Below are 19,859 nucleotides of genomic sequence, written 5' to 3'. Positions count from 1 at the left end.
CACCCATGGACAGTGGTACTCCGCCGAAGCTGCCGCAGCAGTTCGCCGTGGCCGGCCGGATCCCGCTTGCCGTGATCGTCGTGGACGGCGACGGCCTCGTGTCGCACTGGTCCTCCGGTGCGCGCAGGCTGTTCGGTCCCGGCAAGGAGGACGCGGTGGGCAGGCCCGCCGCCGATCTGCTCCCCGTCTCCGGCGCGCTGGAGCAACGCTTCGACGACTACGACGTGTTCGACGAGTTCGGCCCCGGCCTCGACGGCCCGCTGACCGGACGCACCTCCTACCCCACCGCGGGCCGGGCCGCGCTCACCGAGCCCGGCCGGGACCGCAGCGACGTGCTGTGGTGGGCCTACCCGCTCGTCGGACCCGGGCCCGAGCGGCTCCTGGTGCTCGCCGCGGACGCGGCCCAGCTGCACCGGGAGGCCGACGACGACGGCGGCTCCGTCGAGCGGATAGCGCCCGGCTTCGCCCTGCACACCGACTTCCCCGGCTCCGACGAACTGGCCCGCAGGCTGCCCGAGATCCTGCCCAGCATGAGCGTCGGCGAGAGCTCCCGGATCGTCTCCCAGGTCCTCGAACTCGGCTATCCCGTCCTGGAGTTCAGCCAGCACGACCGAGTACCCGTCACTCCCGACTGGGGAGTGCCCCGGCGCGCCGAACACCGGCCCGCCCGGCGCCGCCACCCCATGGAGCCCGTGGCGCGGACGCAGCCGCCCTCGCCCGAGTTCGCCGCCGACCTCGAATACGCGGCGGTGCGCGAGCGGCTCGAATTCCTCAACGACGTCAGCGGCCGCATCGGCTCCTCGCTCGACCTGTCCCGCACCATCCAGGAGGTCAGCGCCGCCGTCGTGCCGCGTTTCACCGACGTCGCGGGCACCTATCTGCGCGAGCAGGTCATCGCGGGCGAGGGCTTCCCCGACGGGCCGCCCGACGAGCGGACCCTGTGGCACCGGGTCGCCCTGGAGCACGTCGACGAGCCGGGCCGCTGGGACGACGTGGTGCCGGTCGGCGAGTCCATGCCGTTCCCCGCGCACACCCCGTTCTTCCAGTGCATGACGTCCGGCGACCCCGTCCTCGTGCCGAGGATCAGCGAGCAGATGGGCACCGCCATCGCCTCGCAGTTCGAGAAGCGCGACATCCGGCCGCTCATCAACGGCCGCTCGATGCTGGTCGTTCCGCTCAAGGCACGCAACGTGGTGCTCGGCTTCATGATCCTGCTGCGGCACGCCGAGCGCGCCGAGTTCAACGACATGGACCGCGTCACCGGAGCCGAACTGGCCGCGCGCGCCGGGCTCGTGCTCGACAACGCCCGCATGTACACCTACCAGGAGAGCGTCGCCGACACCCTCCAGGACTCGATGCTGCCGCAGGTCACCCCGCGCATGGCGGGCTGCGACACGGCCACCCGCTATCTGCCCGGCACGCTGCTCGGCCGGGTCGGCGGCGACTGGTTCGACTCGATCAAACTGCCCGGCTCACGGACCGCCCTGGTGGTCGGCGACGTCATGGGCCACGGCCTCAACTCGGCCGCGATGATGGGTCAGTTGCGTACTGCCGTGCAGACCATGGCCGCGCTCGACCTGCCGCCCGACCAGCTCCTGCGCAGCCTCGACGACCTGGCGCAGCGCCTGGGCGAGCACTACCTCGCCACCTGCCTGTACGCCGTGTACGACCCCATCAGGGGCGAGCTGCTCATGGCCAACGCGGGCCATGTGCCGCCGGTGATCGTACGGTCGGCGGATGGCCGCAGCGAGCTCCTCGACCTGCCCACCGGGGCCCCGATCGGGGTCGGCGGAGTGCCGTTCGAGACGGCCCGCATCCGGGTCGAGCCCGGCGACCGGCTCGTCATGTGCACCGACGGGCTCGTCGAGGTGCGCGGGGAGGACATAGGCGTGGGCCTCGCCACGCTCTGCGAGTTCGCGGCGCACCCGGCGGCTTCCATGGACGACGCCTGCGACACGATCATCCGCGCCCTCAACACCCGCGGTGGCCGCAAGGACGACGTGGCCCTGCTCATGGCGCGGCTCAACGGCATCACCCGCGAGGACGTCGCCGAGTGGCGGCTCGACGCCGACCCGCGCGAGGTAGGCCGGGCCCGCCGCCTGGTCCGCGAACAGCTCGCGCACTGGGGCCTGTCGGACGTCGCGGAAACCGTCGAGCTCCTGGTCAGCGAGGTCGTCACCAACGGCATCCGGCACACGCACGGCCGCCGGGTCGAGCTTCGCCTGGTGCGGGCCGAGGCGCTCCTGTGCGAGGTGGTCGACGACGACCACACCCTGCCGACGCTGCTCAGCGCGGGCCCGCGCGACGAGGCGGGCCGGGGCCTGCGCGTGGTCAGCGCGCTCGCCCGGGAGTGGGGCACCAGCCGCACCGGGAACGGTAAGACCGTCTGGTTCGACGTGGCGCTGCCGCACACGGGACGCCGAACGCGCTGACCCCGGGGCCGCATCCCGGAACTCCCGCCGGTCGAACGGCAGGTGAAGGTATGTGTCCGGGTGCTTGTCCGGGTGCGTCCGGAGCGGTAGACCGATCTTGACACTGTGCGTGCAGCCTGGGGAGTCGGTCATGAGCGTGACGAGTCGGTACAAGGACGCCTGGGAGGGGTTCTGGCGCGAGGCGCCGGACGAGCAGGGCGCGGTCTTCTGGGACGCGGAACCGGCCCTCACCGCCGCCCGTCACCTGGCCCACTTCGCCGCCCGCATCGACCGCCCCGACCTGCCCCTGGTGGACCTCGGCTGCGGCAACGGCACCCAGACCCGCTATCTCGCGGCCCGCTACCCGAAGGTGACCGGCGTCGACCTCTCGCTCGCCGCCGTCGAGCACGCCCGGAGCCAGGACCCGGACGGCGAGGCCGAGTTCGAGCAGCTCGACGCCGCCGACACCAAGGCCGTCGACGAGCTGCACACCCGCCTCGGCGACGCGAACGTGTACGTACGCGGCGTCCTGCACCAGTGCGAAGCGGCCGACCGCCGGCCCGTCGCCGACGCCATCGCGACGCTGCTCGGCACGGACGGCCGGGCCTTCGTGGTGGAGCTCGCCGAGGCCGCGAAGCCGGTCCTGATGGGCCTGGCCCAGAGCCCGGCGGGTCCACCGCCCAAGCTCCGCCCGGTCTTCGCGCACGGCATCGCGCCCGGCGAGGTCTCCGACGCCGCCCTGGTGGAGCTGCTCACCACCGCGGGCCTGACCGTGCTCGCCGAGGGCGAACTCCCGCTCACCACCACGGAGTACACCGCCGACGGCCGGCGCATCGAGCTGCCGTCCAGATGGCTGGTGGTCGGCCGGACCGCGTGAAAGCGCCGTGCTCTCGCGGAGGGCCCTCGCGCCGGCGCCGACCGGGATCCGCGCACGCGTGCTGTGCCACCGCCTTGGGCGCGCATGCGTCAGCGTGCGGTGTCGCTGAGGGTGAAGGTGGCGCCGTCGGGGTCTTTCAGGCGTACCCAGGTGCCGGTGGCCGAGATGCCGTCGGCGAGGACCGTGGCGCCGTAGGCAAGGGCCTTCTCCGCGTGGCCGTGGGGGTCCTCGACCGCGAAGTGGGTGTGCCAGTGGGGGCGCAGGCTCGGGTCGGGAGCGGCTTCGACGGCACCGGACGTCAGGCGCGCGACGATGTGCCCGGCGTGGCGCAGGACGACTTCCTCGTGCTCGTACTGGACGTCGCAGCAGCCGGGCCGGTCGCAGGCCCAGTCGAGGACCTCGCCGTAGAAGATCGCCGCGTCGAAGGCGTTGCGCGTGTGCAGCCGGGTCCAGGTAGGGGCGCGGTCGCGCCAGGATTCCCAGTTCGAGAGGAGCGGGCCCTGCCAGATCCCGAAGACGGCGCCGTCCCGGTCGGCGGCCAGCGCGCCGCGCCCGGTGTGCAGGGCGACCGGCCCGACCGCGACCGTGGCCCCCCGCTCGCGGATGCGCGCCGCGGTGACATCGGCGTCCTCGACCGCGAAATACGGCGTCCACGCGACCGCCACCTGGAGTGACGGCGCCAGCGCTCCGATCCCGGCGACCGGAACCCCGTCCGCCAGGGCGACCCGGAACTCCTCGCCGAGCGACCCGGTCCGGAACGTCCAGCCCATCGTCGCGCCGTAGAAGTCGAGCGCGGCATCCAGGTCGCGGGCCATCAGACTCACCCAGCACGGAGCCCCGCACACGGCGGCGCTCGAATCGGCGGCCGGGGGCGGATCCGCGGCGGTTTCGGGATTACTCGGTGACGGCGTCACTGAAACCCTCGCTCTCAGGAATTTCGGCATACCGGCACATAGACCTCTCCATTGTCTCGCCCTCGGCCCCCGCTCGCACGTGGAGCCGTCCGGCGCCGGTCACTGGTCGGGGTCGCAGCTCTCCCTGCGCCGTCCGATCTTGATCAGGGCGGCCATGAGGGCGTCGTGATCGTCCCGGGCCGCCACATGGACGGCGCCGTCCTCAAGGACGGCGTGCAGCTCCGGGAGCCCGGCGGTGGCGGGCGTCGTCCGCAGGATGACACCGCTCGGCGGTGTCAGCGAGCGCAGCCCCATGAACAGGGCGGCCGGATCGCCGTCCCCGTCCATGCTGGGGTCGAGGACGGTGACGTCGGGCAGCAGGACATGCGCCTGGGCCAGGGCGAGCCGGGGGCTCGGGGTGTGCGAGATGACGCGGAAGTGGCGGTTGCGCTGAATGCGCTCGCTCAGCACGGCCGCTTCCTCGTCGGTGGCTACCAGCAGGACGGTCATCACGCTTCCAGCATGGCCGCACGGGCGGGTAAGAGCCACGCGGAGCCCCGGGGTCGCTCCCGCGCCACGCGAGCTCTCCGGGCGTCAGGCGTGCGCAGCCCCGGCGACGATCCGGGCCGTCTCCCGCCCGGCCCGCAGGGCGTCGGCGCCGGTGGCCGGTACGCAGTGGCCGAGCTCGGGGTCGTACGAGGTCATGATGATCCCCGCGTGGTCGGTGTCCGCCTCGTGCAGGCGCGCGGTCCAGGGCCGCTTCTCGAGCGCTGCGAGGAAGTCGCGGGAGTGGTGGGACTCGACCACCGTGTCCGCCGTGCCGTGGATCAGGACGACGGGCACCCCGGGCGTGGCCGCCTCCAGGTCGTCCAGGGGGATCGTGCCCGTGCTGCGGGCGGGGCGCCCGTACAGACCCGCGATGCCGACGACCGCCTTCGGGAGACGGCCGTCCGTGAGGTCCGGCCGCAGCGCCGTGGCGATCGCGGCGCCCGCCCCCATCGACCAGCCCGCCACCACGAGCTGCTCCGGGTCGGCGCCGAAGGAGGCGGCGTTCTCGCGCACGTACCGCAGCGACGCCACGAGGTGCGCGCGGCCGCCGTCGGGCGCGTCCGAGCGCCAGTCCGGCACGAACACGGTCAGCCCGTGCGAGGCCGTCTCCTCGGCGAGGGCGCCGACCTCGAACCGCGTGTCGGGGCCGATGCCGTGCCAGAGCAGCACGGTCGGGGTGGTCGAGGCGGCGCCCTCGGGGCGGTACACGTCGAGGAGGCGGGGAGCCGACCCGTCCACCACGGCGTACGGGACTGTGCTGATCGGCATGGCGGTCCTTGGGCTGAGCGGTGCTGAAACGACCTTCACCGTAACGCTGTTCGTACGGGGAGCGGGTCCCGGGAACCCGCTGGTCGACGGCCTCAGTGCCGCGCCGCGAGGGTCTCCTCCCAGAGCGTGCGGGTGATCTCGGCGGCCGGGGCGCTGCGCGCGAGGCGGTGGCGCGCCCCGGCCCACAGGTGCAGCCGCTCGGCGTCCCCGGCCTCGGCGGCCGCCGCACGCAGCGCGCGGGTCAGGTGGTGCACATGCGGGTACGCGCTGGGGGCCGTGGCGTCGTAGGCGTCGACGAAGTGGTTGCGCAGGCCGCGGGCCGGGCGCCCGGAGAAGGCCCGGGTGACGGCCGTCGCCGTGAAGCGCGCATCGACGAGGGCGTCCTGGTGCGTACGCGAGGCACCTGATTCCTCCGCGCGCAGATAGAGGGTGCCGAGCTGGGCCGCACACGCCCCGGCGCCCAGCACGGCGGCCACGTCCGCACCCGTGCCGAGCCCGCCGGCGGCGATGAGCGGCAGCTGGACGCGGGCGCGCACCGAGGCCAGCAGGTCGAGCAGCGGTACGTCCTGCGGCCGCGCCGCGATGTCGTGCGTGGCGCGGTGGCCGCCCGCCAACGGGCCCTGGACACAGAGCGAGTCCACGCCGACGGCCTCCGCCGCCACGGCCTCGGCGAGCGTGGTGACCGTGGCCACGAGATGGCTGCCCGCCCGCTGCAGGGACTCCACGACGGTGGGTGTGGGCAGCCCGAAGGTGAAGGAGACCAGAGGCGCGGGCTCGCGCAGGAGCACCTCGATCTTCTCCTCCCACCCGTCGTCATCGGCCCCGGCGCCGGGCACGGGCAGCGTGAGCCCGAACCGGTCTGCCTCGCCGCGCAGTTGCTCGCGGTACGCGCCCACCGCGTCGACGGCGCTCGGATCCGGGATGCCCGGCACGAAGAGATTGACGCCGAACGGCCGCGAGGTCAGCTCACGAGTGCGGACGAGCTGCTCCCGCATCCCCTGGGCGCTGCGGTATCCGGCGGCCAGAAACCCCAGGCCCCCGGCACTGTTGACGGCTGCGACCAGTTCGGGGGTGGAGGCGCCGCCCGCCATGGGCGACTGGACGATCGGAACGGCTAACTCGTCGAAGCGGAAGAACATTGCGGACTGCTCCGGGGCGTTGAGGGGCGTGGGGGGTGTGGTGCGGTGTCTCCACGAACTATGTGATGCCTACACGCAGCCGGCGGTGATGATCCGTCAGGAAAGTGTGATCCATCAGACAGTCGCAGGCCCGCAGTTCCGGGGCGGCCGATGCCCGTCGGGCCCGCGCGGCTCTCGCCGTGAATGGCCAGAACTCGTCGCCGCCGCGCGCGGGGCGGCCCTCGTCCCGGACGGCGGCGCGTGCCGTGGCCCCCGCGCGCGGCCCCGCATCCTGGCGATCGACGAGGCGCCGTACGGGTCGACCGGATACGGTGCTGCTGTGCTGATCAAGGGGGAGGACCCGGGGACGGCGCTGCTACTGGCGGCCGCTCCGGCGAACAAGGGCCGTCTCATCGATGCGGCGTCGGTCCTGCCGGGCCTGGCCGCGGTCGCCCCGGCCGTGCTGGCCGGTAGCGGCGCGGCCACCGTCGTGGAGCTCGCCGATCCGGTGGACCCGCAGACCGTGCTGACCCGGATCCGCGCCGCGGCCGCCGCGCCCGGCCCGCTGTTCCTGTACCTGGCGGGCCAGTTGCACGTGGACGCCAAACAGCAGCAGATCCATGTCGCACTCGCCCGCACCACCCGGGCGACCGTGCGCTACACCGGCCTTCCGTGGGCCTGGCTGGCGCACGAGTTCCAGGTGCGCGGGCCCGGCACGACCACGGTCGTCGTCGACCTGGCCGCCACCACGGAGGCCTGGCAGCGGCTGCGGCAGGAGGGTCTCGCCCTTAGCCACGGCGTCCGCCTGTACGGACGGATCACCGCACCCGCACCGCGCCGGAAGATCGTCACCCCCGACTATCTGAAGGTGTACGCCGAGGTGTGGCGCGGCGGCGCCCGGCCGTCGCTCACCGAGCTCCACGCGTACGCGGCGGACCGGGTGGGCCCCGGCGACGCGCTCTACCTGGCCATGGACGGTGTGCCCCCCGACCCGCCGCCCCGGCAGTCCGCACCGCCCGCCGGGGCCGACCCGCATCCGGCGATCCTGGCCGCCGCCGCTGCGGGACGCCACGGTGAGGCGGCCTCCATGGCGGCGATGTGGGAGAGCGAGGCGCTGCGCGCGTACGGGCCGGGGTCACTCGAGGCGATCCACTGGCTGGAGGTCCGCGCCGACCTCGCCCGGCTCGCGGGGGAACCGGCCCGGTCCTGCGAGTGGTGGATGGCCTGTGCGCAGGCCCGGCTCGCCCGCGGGCAGACCACCGACGACACCGACGTCCAGGGCGCGGTCGACCGCGCGCACCACCAGTGGGAGCAGCTCCGCGACCCGGACCGCGCCCGCTCCCTCGCCCCGGCCCTGGTCACCCTGCGCCGTCAGGTCCCGGGCCGTCAGCGCGGCGCACTGGAGGCCGTACAGCGCCGCCTGGAGCACCTGCACGCCGTGCCGGCCGCCGGGCGATAGCCGGGAGCTATCGGCGCCGCCGCCGAAACCGCCGCAGCCGCTCCTCCCAGCGGCCCGCAAGACGCCCGGCCAGCCAGATGCGGCCTGCCAGGCGGGCGGCCCACCCCGCCTGCCGGGCCCGGGCGCGCACCACGTCGCGCCGCAGGGGTGGGTGGGTGCTCCCTGTTCTTGCTCTGCCCATGAACCCAGAGTGGTCCGCCCGCCGGGCCACCGCATGCCGAGCGGGCGGTGCGGCCCCTGGGTCCGAGCTCAGGCGCCGCCGGTGTACGGCACGCGGCCGAGCTCGCGCGGCTCGGCGAGGGTGCCCCACTCGTCCTTGCCGAGCCGGGACAGCGGTCGCAGCCGGGTGATCTCGGGGTGGCCGTCGACCATGACCTCGTCCGAGACCACCGCGTGCACGACGCGCCCGAACACGACCGTCGAGTCACCGATCCCGAGCGTGCTGTGCAGCTCGCACTCCAGCGCCACCGGCGACAGGGCCACCCGCGGCGGCTTCACGCGCAGGCTCGGCTCGGTGGCGAGGCCCGCCTGATCGAACTCGCTGACTCCGGGAGGGAAGTTGGTCGCCGTGCCGTTGATCTGCGCATGAAGCGGTTCGGGCGCGAAGTTGACCACGAACTGCCCGGTCGCCTCGACATTGCGGAGCGAGTCCTTGCGTCCCACCGAGGTGAACTGGACGACGGGCGGCGCGACGGAGGAAATGGTGAAGAACGAGTGCGGCGCGAGGTTGGGGGTGCCGTCCCCGTCCACCGTCGACACCCAGGCGATGGGCCGCGGCACCACGGTCGCGGTGAGCAGACGGTAGAACTCGACGCGGGACATGGCGGCGGGATCGAAGTCAATACGCATGCGGCCAGTATCCATTGGCTCCTTCCCGCCGCCCGGCGGAGACCGCCGGGCATGCGCCGGGGTCAGGGCGGGCCACACCTGGATGAGGTACTCCATCTGCTCAACTCGGTTCGTCCGGCGGGTGGTTGAGGTACGCGCGCGGTGTGGGCGAGCGACGCGGCGGCGCGGCCCCGTCGGCCTCCGCACCGGGCGTCACTGGTATGGACCTCTGGTGTCCGCCCGGTCCCTGGCCTGGGTATGGGGTGACAGGTACCGTGGGGCGCCATGAAGATCCTCATCAGTGCGGACATGGAAGGCGCCACCGGAGTCACCTGGCCGGCCGATGTGCTGCCGGGAACGCCGCAGTGGGAGCGCTGCCGGGGCATGTTCACCTCGGATGTGAACGCGGCCGTGCTCGGTTTCTTCGACGGGGGCGCCGACGAGGTGCTCATCAACGAGGCGCACTGGTCCATGCGCAATCTGCTGTTGGAGCGGCTCGACGAGCGGGCCCAGATGCTCACCGGCAAGCACAAGTCGCTGTCCATGGTGGAGGGCATCCAGCACGGCGACGTCGACGGGATCGCCTTCGTCGGCTACCACACGGGCGCCGGCACGCAGGGCGTGCTCGCCCACACCTACCTCGCCAACTCCATCACCGGGGTGTGGCTCAACGGCGCCCGCGCCAGCGAGGGGCTGCTCAACGCGCACGTCGTCGCCGAGTACGGGGTGCCGGTGGTGCTGGTCACCGGCGACGACCTCACCTGCGCCGATGCCGAGGGCTATGCGCCGGACGCGCGCAAGGTGGCCGTCAAGGACCACGTCTCGCGGTACGCGGCGGTCTGCCGCACCCCCGCGCGTACCGCCGGGGACATCAGGGCGGCGGCCAAGGAGGCCGCGGCCCTCGCGCGCAGGGTCGCGCCCGCGGAGGGCGGCCCGTTCACCGTGGAGATCGAGTTCGACGCCGAGCACCTCGCCGACGCGGCCACTGTGGTGCCCGGCGTGGCGCGTACGGGTGAACGGCGCGTTTCCTACACCAGTTTGACGATGTATGAGGGCATTCGCACCTTCAAGGCGGTCACGACGATCGTCTCGTCCGCGGTGGAGGAGCAATATGGCTGAGGCGGAGACAGCCGATCAGGTGGCGCTCGACGAGGTGGTGTCCTTCACCTCCGAGCTCATCCGGATCGACACCAGCAACCGGGGCGGCGGCGACTGCCAGGAGCGCCCGGCCGCCGAGTACGTCGCCGAGCGCCTCGCCGGAGCGGGCCTCGAACCCTGCATGCTGGAGCGCACCCGGGGACGAACCAACGTGGTCGCCCGGATCGAGGGCACCGACCCCTCGGCCGACGCCCTCCTGGTGCACGGCCACCTCGACGTGGTGCCCGCCGAGGCCGCCGACTGGAGCGTTCACCCCTTCTCGGGCGAGGTCACCAATGGCGTGGTGTGGGGCCGGGGCGCCGTCGACATGAAGAACATGGACGCCATGGTCCTCGCGGTCGTACGCGCCTGGGCCCGGCACGGGATGCGGCCCCGGCGGGACATCGTCATCGCGTACACCGCCGACGAGGAGGCCAGCGCCGTCGACGGCTCGGGCTTCCTCGCCGACCACCACCCCGAACTGTTCGAGGGGTGCACGGAGGGCATCGGCGAGTCGGGCGGCGTCACCTTCCACGCCGGGCGGGGCATGGAGATCTATCCGATCGGCGCGGGGGAGCGCGGCACCGCCTGGCTCCGGCTCACCGCGCACGGCCGCGCGGGCCACGGCTCCAAGGTGAACCACCACAACGCGGTCAGCCGGCTCGCCTCGGCCATCGCCCGCGTCGGCGAGCACGAGTGGCCGGTCAGGATCACCCCCACGGTCCGCGCGAGCCTCGTCGAACTCGCCGCCCTGCACGGCATCGACGCCGACCCGGACGCCGAGGGCTTCGACGCCGACGAACTGCTCGGCAAGCTCGGCCCGGCCGCCGCCCTGGTCGAGCCGGTGATCCGCAACAGCGCCAACCCGACGATGCTGGACGCCGGTTACAAGGTCAACGTCATCCCGGGCCACGCGACCGCCTACGTCGACGGGCGCATCGTGCCGGGCGGCGAGGCCGAGTTCCGTACGACGATGGACGGACTGACCGGGCCCGACGTCGACTGGGACTTCCACCACGGCGAGGTCGCGCTCCAGGCGCCGCTCGACTCACCGACGTACCTCAAACTGAGGGCCGCCATCGAGCGGTTCGCGCCGGAAGGCCATGTGGTGCCGTACTGCATGTCGGGCGGTACCGACGCCAAGCAGTTCTCGCGGCTCGGCATCACCGGCTACGGCTTCGCGCCGCTGCGGATGCCGGCCGGGCTCGACTACCAGGCGCTGTTCCACGGCGTCGACGAACGGGTGCCCGTGGACGCGCTGCACTTCGGCGTCCGGGTCCTCGACCACTACCTGCGGTCCGCATAGCCCCCGAGGGAGAGTTGCCACGATGGTGCCCACCGCGCCCTACGGAAGCTGGCCGTCGCCGATCGACGCGGCGCTCGCCGCCGCCCACGACGGCTACCCCGACCACGTCGGGGTGGTCGGCGACGACCTGTGGTGGACGGAGGCGCGCCCCGCCGAGGGCGGCAGGCGGGTCCTGGTGCGCCGCCGGCCCGAGGGCGAGGCGCAGCAGGTCCTGCCCGAACCGTGGAACGTGCGCAGCCGGGTCATGGAGTACGGCGGCCGTCCCTGGGACGGAGCCGACCGCACGGCAAGGGGGCCGCTCGTCGTCTTCGTGCACTTCGACGACCAGCGCCTCTACGCGTACGAGCCGAACGCGACCGCCGCGCCCAGGCCGCTCACTCCGCTGTCCCCGGTCGGCGGGGGCCTGCGCTGGGCCGACCCCCGGATCGACCTCGACCGGGGCGAGGTGTGGTGCGTCCTGGAGGAGTTCACCGGCGAGGGCCCCACCGACGTACGGCGTGTGATCGCCGCCGTGCCGCTGGACGGATCGGCCGCCGAACACCGGGGCGCGGTGAGGGAGTTGACTGAAGCGCGGCACCGCTTCGTCACCGGCCCGCGGCTCTCGCCCGACGGGCGGCGGGCCGCGTGGATCGGCTGGGACCACCCCCGGATGCCGTGGGACGGCACCGAGCTGATCCTCGCCGACGTCGACGCGGACGGCACCTTGCGCCGGGCCCGCACGTTCGCGGGCGGCCCCGAGGAATCCATCGCACAGGCCGACTGGTCCGCCGACGGGCAGCTCCTGTTCGCCTCCGACCGCAGCGGCTGGTGGAACCTGTACCGCGGCGACCCCGAGGCAGAGGAGGCGGTCGCGCTCTGCCCCCGCGAGGAGGAGTTCGCGGGACCGCTCTGGCAGGTCGGGCGGCGCTGGTTCCAGCCCCTGGACAGCGGCCTCGTCGCCGTCGTGCACGGCCGGGGCGCCACCACGCTCGGCATACTCGACCCCGAGAGCGGCGAACTCGTCGACGCCGCAGGGCCCTGGACCCAGTGGAACCCGACGCTCGCCGCCCACGGCAGCCGCGTCGTAGGTGTGGCGGCGAGCCCGCGCACCGCATACGAACTCGTCGAACTCGACACCGCCACCGGCCGCGCCCGCGTGATCGGCTGCGGCCACGACGACGCGGTCGACCCCGCGTACTACCCCGAGCCGCTGATCCGCACCTACACCGGACCCGGCGGCCGGGACATCCACGCCCACGTCTACCCGCCGCACAGTCCCGACCGGATCGCCCCCGCCGAAGAACTGCCGCCGTATGTGATCTGGGCACATGGCGGCCCCACCAGCAATGTGTCCCTCGTACTCGACCTGGAGACCGCCTACTTCACCTCGCGCGGCATCGGCGTCGTCAAGGTCGACTACAGGGGCTCCACGGGCTACGGGCGCGCCTACCGCAACCGGCTGTGCGAACAGTGGGGCGTCGTCGACGTCGAGGACTGCGCCGCTGTCGCCCGCGCCCTGGCCGACGAGGGCACCGCCGACCCGCGCCGTCTCGCGATCCGAGGCGGCAGCGCGGGAGGCTGGACCACGGCCGCCTCCCTCGCCGCGACCGACGTGTACGCCTGCGGCACCGTCATCTACCCTGTCCTCGACCTCGCGACCTGGCTCGACGTCACCCACGACTTCGAATCGCGGTACCTGGAGAGCCTCGTCGGCCCGTACGCCGAACTGCCCGGCCGCTACCGCGAACGCTCGCCCGCCCAGCACGCGGACCGCATCACCGCACCCTTCCTGCTGCTCCAGGGCCTGGACGACGCGATCTGCCCGCCCGCGCAGTGCGAGCACTTCCTGGAGAAGATGGCCGGGCGCGGCATCCCGCACGCCTACCTCACCTTCGAGGGCGAGGGCCACGGCTTCCGCCGCGCCGACACGATGATCCGCGCCCTGGAGGCCGAGCTCTCGCTGTACGCCCAGGTGTTCGCGATCGACCGCACCGACATCCCCCTCCTGGAGCTCACCAAGTGACCGCAGTCGCACTCACCCGCCCGCCCCGGCTGCGCCCCGGCTCCAGGATCGCGGTGGTCGCCCCCAGCGGGCCCGTCGTCGAGGAGCGCCTCGAGGCCGGGCTCGACGTGCTGCGCGGCTGGCACCTCGACCCGGTCGTCACGCCCCGACTCACCGCCAGGCACCCGGAGTTCAGGTACCTGGCGGGCGAGGACGAGACGCGGGCACGCGACTTCCAGCGGGCCTGGTGCGACCCGACGGTCGACGCGGTGATGTGCGCCCGCGGCGGCTACGGCGCCCAGCGCATGGTCGACCTCCTCGACTGGGACGCGCTGCGGGCGGCCGGCCCCAAGGTGCTCATCGGCTACAGCGACGTGACCGCCCTGCACGAGGCGTTCGCCGTCCGCCTCGGCCTGGCCACCCTGTACGGCCCGATGGCCTCCACGCTCGCCTTCGTCAAGAACGCCACCACCCAGGAGTCCCTGCGCACCACCCTGTTCGAGCCGGAGGCCGCGATGACCCTCGGCTTGCCGGGAGCCCGCGGGCTGATCCCCGGCCGGGCCCGCGGTGTCACCGTCGGCGGCTGTGTGTCCCTGCTCGCCGCGGACCTCGCCACCCCGCACGCCCGCCCGTCCGCCGCGGGCGGCCTGCTCGTCCTCGAAGACATCGGCGAGGAGGACTACCGCCTGGACCGGGTGCTGACCCAACTCCTGCGCGCGGGCTGGCTGGACGGCGTCACCGGCGTGGCCCTCGGTTCCTGGCTGGAGTGCGGCCCGTACGAGGAGAGGGTGCGCCCGGTACTGCACGAACGCCTGGCCCGTCTGGGCGTACCGGTGGTGGAGAACCTGGGCTTCGGCCACTGCGAGGCGTCGCTGACGATGCCGCTGGGGGTGCCGGCGGTACTGGACGCGGAGAGGGCCACGCTGGCGCTCGAGGTGCCCGCACTCGCCTGATCCGCTGAGGTGCCGGCGCCCTTGAGGGGCGCGGGGAACCGCGCGACCAGCCTCAGCGGACCCACACCCGACCAACAACCCCGTCTGCCCGGCCGCCGGATGGCTGAACCGCTCGTGCCAGAGCCGTTGACGGCGAAGTGGCACGTGTCACAGCATGAGCCCGCCCTGCCAAGACGTAGGCTCGCTCGCCGTGGAGGACGCCGTGACCCGTCGCCGTACCGTGCCCAGAGTCCGCAAACCGCTGGCGACCGCCCTCGGCGTCGCACTCTCCGTACCGCTGCTCGCGGCCGCACCGGCCGCCGCCGCGTCGCAGGGAGCCGCACCGGCCCAAGTCACCGTCACCGCCCTGCGGTTCACGGTCACGGTCGGCGGCCGGACCTGCGCCGTCGATGCCGACCTCTACCGCCCGGCCGGGGTCGACAAGGCGCACCCCGCCCCCGCCGTGCTCACCACCAACGGCTTCGGCGGCAGCAAGTCGGACGGTACGACCGACGCCACCGGCAGGGCGTTCGCCACCCGCGGCTATGTCGCGCTCGCCTACTCGGGGCTCGGCTTCGGCAAGTCGGGCTGCCTCATCTCGCTGGACGACCCGGGGATCGACGGCCGCGCCGCGTCCCGGCTCGTCGACTTCCTGGCCGGTACGCGCGCCGCCGACGACGGCACGCGCATCGACTATGTCACCAAGGACCACCCGGGCGACCCCCGCGTCGGCATGATCGGCGGCTCGTACGGCGGCGCCATCCAGATGGCCACGGCCGCGGTCGACCACCGCGTCGACGCCCTCGTCCCGTTGATCACCTGGAACGACCTGACCTACGCCCTCGACCCCAACAACGCGGCCGACCGCACGGTGCCCGGCGCCTTCAAGTGGCAGTGGACCAACGGGTTCTACCTCATCGGCGAGAGCCAGCCCGTCACGCTGCCGAACCTCGACCCGTCCCGCTGGGGCTCGCTCGGCTGTGTGCACTTCGTGCCCGGCGTCTGCGACACCATCGGACTGCTCAACTCCGGCAGTTACCCGGCCGCCGCCACCGCCGCGATGCAGCGCTACGCCCGCAGCGTCTCGCCGACCGGCTACCTCGACCGCATCAAGGCGCCCACCCTGCTCGTCCAGGGGCAGACCGACACCCTGTTCAACCTCAACGAGGCGACGACGACGTACAACGCGCTGAAGGACAACGGCACCACGACCAAGATGATCTGGCAGTCCTGGGGCCACAGCGGCGGCCAGGCGCCCGGTGAACTCAACATGACCCAGGGCAACTTGGAGACCAGCTACACCGGTCGGCGCATCCTCGCCTGGTTCGACCACTACCTCCGCAAGCAGAAGAACGCCGACACGGGCCCGGCCCTCGCCTACTACCGCGACTGGCAGAGCGGATACGGGGAGGCCGCCAAGGTGCCCCCGCTCTCGCAGCAGGTGTACCTCTCCGGCGACGGCAGGCTGGTCGGCGACCGGGCGAAGGTGGCGCGCGGCAGCCGCACGTACACCAACTGGCTCGTCCCGACCAGCCATTCGGAGAGTCCGCTGGCCGGCACGATCGGCCTGCCCGACCCGGCCCCGTACGACACCGCGGGCACCTGCCTCGGCTGGGACACCGACCCGCTGAAGGCGCCCGTCGACGTGGTCGGCGCGGCGAAGGCCACCCTCAAGGTCTCCTCGCCCGCGACCGAGAAGGTGCAGAACTCGGGTGACGCCGCCGACAAGCTGGTCCTCTTCGCCAAGCTGTACGACGTGGCGCCCGACGGCACCAAGACGCTGGTGCGCCGTCTGATCGCACCGGTGCGGGTGCCGGACGTCACCAAGCCGTTCACCGTCGCCCTGCCCGGCATCGCGCACCGCTACGAGGCCGGGCACCGCATCGAGTTCGTGGTCGCCGCGAGCGACGACTCCTACGTCGGCAACAAGGGCATCAAGCCGGTGACGGTCGTGAGCGCCCCCGGCGACACGGGGACGCTCCAACTGCCCGTCGTCAGAGGGAAGGTGAACTGACGGCCGTCATCGGCGGGGTCAGCGGGGAGCCGAACCGATCCGCGCGTAGCCGGGACGCACGATCTCGTCGATGATGCGACGGCGTTCCGGCAGCGGCAGGAACGCCGCCTCGACCGCGGCGACGGTGAACTCCTCGAAGACCTCCGGGCCGTACCCGAAGGCGTCCGCCATGTGCTGGAACTCCTCGCTCATGGTCGTGCCGGACACCAGACGGTTGTCGGTGTTCAGCGTGACCGTGAAGCCGAGCCGGCGCAGCTCGTCGATCGGGTGCTTCTCGTACGAGACCGCGGCGCCGGTCTGGAGGTTGGAGGTGGGGCAGACCTCCAGGGCGATCCGGTTGTCCCGGACGTACGCGGCCAGGTGGCCGAGGGTGCCGTCCGCGGCGATGTCGTCGGTGATGCGGACGCCGTGACCGATGCGCTCGGCGCCGCACACCTGGACCGCCTCGTGGACGGACTCGGCGCCCACGGCCTCGCCGGCGTGGATGGTGATGTGGCAGTTGTGGCGCTTGAGGTGCTGGAAGGCGGGCAGGTGCTCGGCCGGCGGGTTGCCGATCTCGCCGCCCGCGATGTCGAAGCCCGCCACCCCGCGGTCGCGGTGGGCGACGGTGAGCTCGGCTATCTCCAGGGAGCGGCGGGTGTGCCGCATGCCGGTGAGCAGCGCGCGGACGGTGATCCTCCCGCCGGTGCGGCGCTCGCCCTCGCGCAGGCCCTCGTTGACGGCGTCCACGACCTCGTCGAGGGTCAGGCCGGCTTCCAGGTGCTGCTCGGGCGCGTAGCGCACCTCCGCGTAGACGACCCCGTCGGCAGCCAGGTCCTCGGCGCACTCGGCCGCGATACGGTGCAGCGCCTCGCGGGTCTGCATCACCGCGCAGGTGTGGGCGAAGGTCTCCAGGTAGCGCTCCAGGGAGCCGGAGTCCGCGGCATCGCGGAACCACACCGCGAGCTCGGCCGGGTCCTCGGTCGGCAGGCCGGCGTACCCGCAGGCGCGAGCCAGCTCGACGATGGTGGCGGGGCGCAGGCCACCGTCGAGGTGGTCGTGGAGGACGGCCTTCGGGGCGCGGCGGATCCACTCGGCGGGGGTGACCGGAGCGGCGGCGGCAGGGTTGTCTGACAAGTGCATGAGGCGGGAGTGTACAGCGTGTCGCGCTCGTGTCCTGCGGGGTGCTAGCAGGACTGGAGCACCGGCAGCGCGGGCGCGCCCGTCGGCAGCATGTGCTTGGCGGCCATGACGGGGGTGCCGTCGACCCGTACGACCTGGGTGATCAGGACGGCAGGGGTGTCCGCCGGGCGGTCGAGCTGCTCACCCCTGCGCCGGCCGAGCAGCGTCGCGCTGACCCCGCTGTGCGCGGTGAGCGGGACGCCCCGCGAGGCCTCGGCGAGAACGGTGAGCATCGAGACGGCGGGCTCGGCGGACAGGGCCTCGCCGAACGCGGGGTGCAGCCGGTCCAGGACGTCCTCGGGTGCCGCCCACTCATGGCTGAGGGCGACCGCGAGCGACTCGCCGACCAGCACGGACTCCCAGAACCGCAGTTCGGACCCGGCGGGTGCGAGCAGGTGCTGGGTGGTGAAGTCGGTGGGCTCCTCGCGGCTGCGCAGCAGGGCCCTCACCCGGACCGGGCCGAGCAGGTCGTCGAGTGGCTGGAGCTGTTCGAAGCCGCGCCGCGGCGGCCGGTCGTTCACGGTCCGGCCCACCCCGCGCCGTACCGACAGCAGCCCGTCCTCCTGGAGCAGGAGCAGCGCCTCGCGCAGCGCGGGCCGGCTCACCCCGAGCTCGCCCGCGAGCTTCGGCTCCGAGGGCAGGGTCGAGCCCGGGGGGTAGGTGCCGTCGTGGATGGCGTCCGCGATCCGCTCGTACAGCGCGACGACCGGCCTGCGCTGCTGCCCGCTCATGGCCATGGACCTGCCCCTCCGTATGCCGGAGCCCCAGCATGACCCGGTCCATACTTGTCTGACAAGGCGGCCCTGGGCCCTTTGGGCTCACCCGTACGGCCCGCCCCACCGCTCCCCGTGGCGGCACATCCCTCAACCTGGGCGGAAGGGAGCGACGGCAGCACCAGCGGAAGGCCGGGTCATGAGCCCCAAGAACGAGTCGAGCGGCACGAGGGGCAGAACGGGCGGCCCGTTCACACCGGCCAGGATCGCGATCCTCACCCTCGCCGTCCTGGCGCTCGTCTTCATCTTCGAGAACACCCGCCAGGTCAAGATCCGCCTGCTGATCCCCGAGGTGTCGATGCCGCTGTACTTGGCGCTGCTCGCGGTGTTCGTGGTGGGGCTGTGTTGCGGCGGCTATTTCATGAGGAGACGGAGCGGCCGGTGATGCGCATGCGGGCACGCGCCGCGACGGTGACAGCGACTCTGTTCCTGGCAACAGCGGCCACGACGGGCATCGCCCTGGCCGAAGGGGCAGCGGCCCCGCGACCGATGCCGGCGTTCATCGGCAAGGGCCTGGTCCAGGTCTTCAACAAGCTGGGCGCGAGAACGAAGCTGGACGTCCAGGACATCGGAGGCGGACACCGCACGGTGCTGTGGCCCTTCAACTGGAAGGTCTGCACCCAGACCCCGTCGGCGGGTACGCCCCTGGCCGGGCACAGCCGGGTCGGCATCGGGGTGGTGAAGAAGACGGAGCGATGCCCCAAGCGGTGAGTTGCCACGCCGGCCCAGGCCACCCAGCGCATGAGTCCGACGATTCCGGCACGGGCGACCGCTCTCAGGGCCTCCTGCCAGAAGGGGTTCCAGGACGACGGGATGTTGCCGGCGTTCACGCTGCCGAGGGCGGACGTCGAGGAGCTCATCCGGGGAGCTGAACGGGCTCAACATTGCTGTACACCCTCTCGATGCGCGGAACAGCCAGGTGTGCTTCGACGCCGCACTCTGACCGCCGAGCCGATCTCCAGGCCGTTCGGGTGACTCGGGGGTGGTGCGGCTCGGGCGTCCCGGCTCTCGGGGCGGACACAGCCACCGTGATCTTCCTGGGGGAAACCATGGCCTTCGGGCTGCCCGTTGTCGGATGCTGGGCCTCGACGAAGCGTTCGAGGTGGGAGGCACTCATGACTGGTGAATGGGTTCGGCTCAAGCTTGACCTGGATGCGTTCGACGCCGCTCCGTACGAGCCCTACCGTCGACGCTGTCAGCAGGCCGGGATCGCGTTCGTGACCATGGCGGCTGTCGGTGACACGGCCGAGCACCGGCACGCACTGTACGAGCTGAACAGGACGTGCTCCGCCGACATTCCGGGACGGGGAGAGTTCTACACGTTCGAGGAGTATCTCGCCCAGCGAATCGAGACTCCGACCTACGACCCCCAAGGCATCGTCCTGGCCCTGGACGGCGGGGCGTGGGTCGGCATGGCGGCAACGTCACTCCAGCCCGAAGGACACGCCTTCAGCGAGATGACAGGGGTACTGGCCGGCCACCGCGGAAGGGGGATCTCGATGGCCATGAAGCTTCTGGCCATTGAATATGCGCGTTCCCATGGCATGCGCTGGCTGCGGACCTTCCACCATCCCCACAACGCCTCGGCCATCGGCATGAACCGACGACTGGGGTTCGTCGACGACGAGCCGCACACCGCGATGACGTGACGT

18 protein-coding genes are annotated in these 19,859 nt (G+C 72.7%); 11 read left to right on the top strand and 7 right to left on the bottom strand.

Features of this window, described 5'->3' with window-relative positions:
- The first annotated feature begins 5 nt into the window (after nt 1-5).
- Together IE206_RS18540 and IE206_RS18535 are read left to right on the top strand one after the other, a co-directional pair.
- The gene (locus IE206_RS18540) at nt 6-2,432 is read left to right on the top strand and encodes an ATP-binding SpoIIE family protein phosphatase (RefSeq protein ID WP_189963283.1); all 2,427 of its coding nucleotides are present in this window, start codon (nt 6-8) and stop codon (nt 2,430-2,432) included.
- Between the two features lie 130 nt (nt 2,433-2,562).
- Nucleotides 2,563-3,288, top strand: coding sequence for a class I SAM-dependent methyltransferase (locus IE206_RS18535; protein ID WP_189963280.1), 726 nt, complete (start codon nt 2,563-2,565; stop codon nt 3,286-3,288).
- 89 nt (nt 3,289-3,377) lie between these two features.
- Here the strand turns inward: IE206_RS18535 and IE206_RS18530 are convergent, their stop codons facing one another.
- The 4 genes from IE206_RS18530 to IE206_RS18515 form a co-directional block, all read right to left on the bottom strand.
- Nucleotides 3,378-4,103 (bottom strand): VOC family protein, encoded by a 726-nt coding sequence (locus tag IE206_RS18530; RefSeq protein ID WP_226599717.1) that lies wholly within the window; start codon nt 4,101-4,103, stop codon nt 3,378-3,380.
- 198 nt (nt 4,104-4,301) lie between these two features.
- On the bottom strand, nt 4,302-4,694 hold the full coding sequence (locus IE206_RS18525) for a response regulator (RefSeq protein ID WP_189963276.1): 393 nt from the start codon (nt 4,692-4,694) through the stop codon (nt 4,302-4,304).
- 81 nt (nt 4,695-4,775) lie between these two features.
- Nucleotides 4,776-5,498 (bottom strand): alpha/beta hydrolase, encoded by a 723-nt coding sequence (locus tag IE206_RS18520; protein ID WP_189963274.1) that lies wholly within the window; start codon nt 5,496-5,498, stop codon nt 4,776-4,778.
- Nucleotides 5,499-5,590: 92 nt separating this feature from the next.
- Nucleotides 5,591-6,637: an NAD(P)H-dependent flavin oxidoreductase gene (locus IE206_RS18515; protein ID WP_189963272.1), complete on the bottom strand. Its 1,047-nt coding sequence runs from the start codon at nt 6,635-6,637 to the stop codon at nt 5,591-5,593.
- Between the two features lie 106 nt (nt 6,638-6,743).
- Between IE206_RS18515 and IE206_RS18510 the strand changes: the two genes are divergently transcribed.
- Nucleotides 6,744-8,075, top strand: coding sequence for a hypothetical protein (locus IE206_RS18510; RefSeq protein WP_373300942.1), 1,332 nt, complete (start codon nt 6,744-6,746; stop codon nt 8,073-8,075).
- A 249-nt stretch (nt 8,076-8,324) separates the two neighbouring features.
- On the opposite strand, the gene IE206_RS18505 is transcribed toward IE206_RS18510, so the two are convergent.
- Nucleotides 8,325-8,924: a flavin reductase family protein gene (locus IE206_RS18505; RefSeq protein ID WP_189963270.1), complete on the bottom strand. Its 600-nt coding sequence runs from the start codon at nt 8,922-8,924 to the stop codon at nt 8,325-8,327.
- Between the two features lie 264 nt (nt 8,925-9,188).
- Between IE206_RS18505 and IE206_RS18500 the strand changes: the two genes are divergently transcribed.
- The 5 genes from IE206_RS18500 to IE206_RS18480 all read left to right on the top strand — a co-directional run bounded on the left by IE206_RS18500 (nt 9,189) and on the right by IE206_RS18480 (nt 16,273).
- Nucleotides 9,189-10,022: a M55 family metallopeptidase gene (locus IE206_RS18500; RefSeq protein ID WP_189963268.1), complete on the top strand. Its 834-nt coding sequence runs from the start codon at nt 9,189-9,191 to the stop codon at nt 10,020-10,022.
- Nucleotides 10,015-11,346: a M20/M25/M40 family metallo-hydrolase gene (locus IE206_RS18495; RefSeq protein WP_189963267.1), complete on the top strand. Its 1,332-nt coding sequence runs from the start codon at nt 10,015-10,017 to the stop codon at nt 11,344-11,346. Before IE206_RS18500 ends, IE206_RS18495 begins: the two co-directional genes overlap by 8 nt.
- Nucleotides 11,347-11,368: 22 nt before the next feature.
- On the top strand, nt 11,369-13,348 hold the full coding sequence (locus IE206_RS18490) for a dipeptidyl-peptidase 5 (RefSeq protein WP_189963265.1): 1,980 nt from the start codon (nt 11,369-11,371) through the stop codon (nt 13,346-13,348).
- Nucleotides 13,345-14,280 (top strand): S66 peptidase family protein, encoded by a 936-nt coding sequence (locus IE206_RS18485; RefSeq protein WP_189963263.1) that lies wholly within the window; start codon nt 13,345-13,347, stop codon nt 14,278-14,280. Before IE206_RS18490 ends, IE206_RS18485 begins: the two co-directional genes overlap by 4 nt.
- Before the next feature lie 154 nt (nt 14,281-14,434).
- Nucleotides 14,435-16,273, top strand: a complete 1,839-nt coding sequence (locus IE206_RS18480) for a CocE/NonD family hydrolase (protein ID WP_189963261.1) — start codon at nt 14,435-14,437, stop codon at nt 16,271-16,273.
- Between the two features lie 18 nt (nt 16,274-16,291).
- On the opposite strand, the gene IE206_RS18475 is transcribed toward IE206_RS18480, so the two are convergent.
- Nucleotides 16,292-17,395 carry an adenosine deaminase gene (locus tag IE206_RS18475; protein ID WP_189963259.1) on the bottom strand — a complete coding sequence of 368 codons (1,104 nt, stop codon included), beginning with the start codon at nt 17,393-17,395 and terminating at the stop codon, nt 16,292-16,294.
- Nucleotides 17,396-17,439: 44 nt separating this feature from the next.
- Nucleotides 17,440-18,171, bottom strand: a complete 732-nt coding sequence (locus IE206_RS18470; protein WP_189963257.1) for a GntR family transcriptional regulator — start codon at nt 18,169-18,171, stop codon at nt 17,440-17,442.
- 175 nt (nt 18,172-18,346) lie between these two features.
- Between IE206_RS18470 and IE206_RS18465 the strand changes: the two genes are divergently transcribed.
- From IE206_RS18465 to IE206_RS18455, 3 genes are all read left to right on the top strand, one after another.
- Entirely contained in the window at nt 18,347-18,592 is a 246-nt protein-coding gene (locus tag IE206_RS18465) for a LapA family protein (protein ID WP_189963255.1), read from the top strand.
- Entirely contained in the window at nt 18,592-18,918 is a 327-nt protein-coding gene (locus tag IE206_RS18460) for a hypothetical protein (protein WP_226599714.1), read from the top strand. The genes IE206_RS18465 and IE206_RS18460 overlap by 1 nt, the downstream gene beginning before the upstream one ends.
- A 317-nt stretch (nt 18,919-19,235) precedes the next feature.
- Nucleotides 19,236-19,856 (top strand): GNAT family N-acetyltransferase, encoded by a 621-nt coding sequence (locus IE206_RS18455; protein WP_229853206.1) that lies wholly within the window; start codon nt 19,236-19,238, stop codon nt 19,854-19,856.
- Nucleotides 19,857-19,859: the final 3 nt, after the last annotated feature.

The sequence above is a fragment of the Streptomyces violascens genome, assembly GCF_014649955.1.
GTDB classification, from domain to species: domain Bacteria; phylum Actinomycetota; class Actinomycetes; order Streptomycetales; family Streptomycetaceae; genus Streptomyces; species Streptomyces violascens.
Note: the sequence above shows the minus strand (reverse complement) of the source record. Positions and strands in the feature narration are given on the sequence as shown.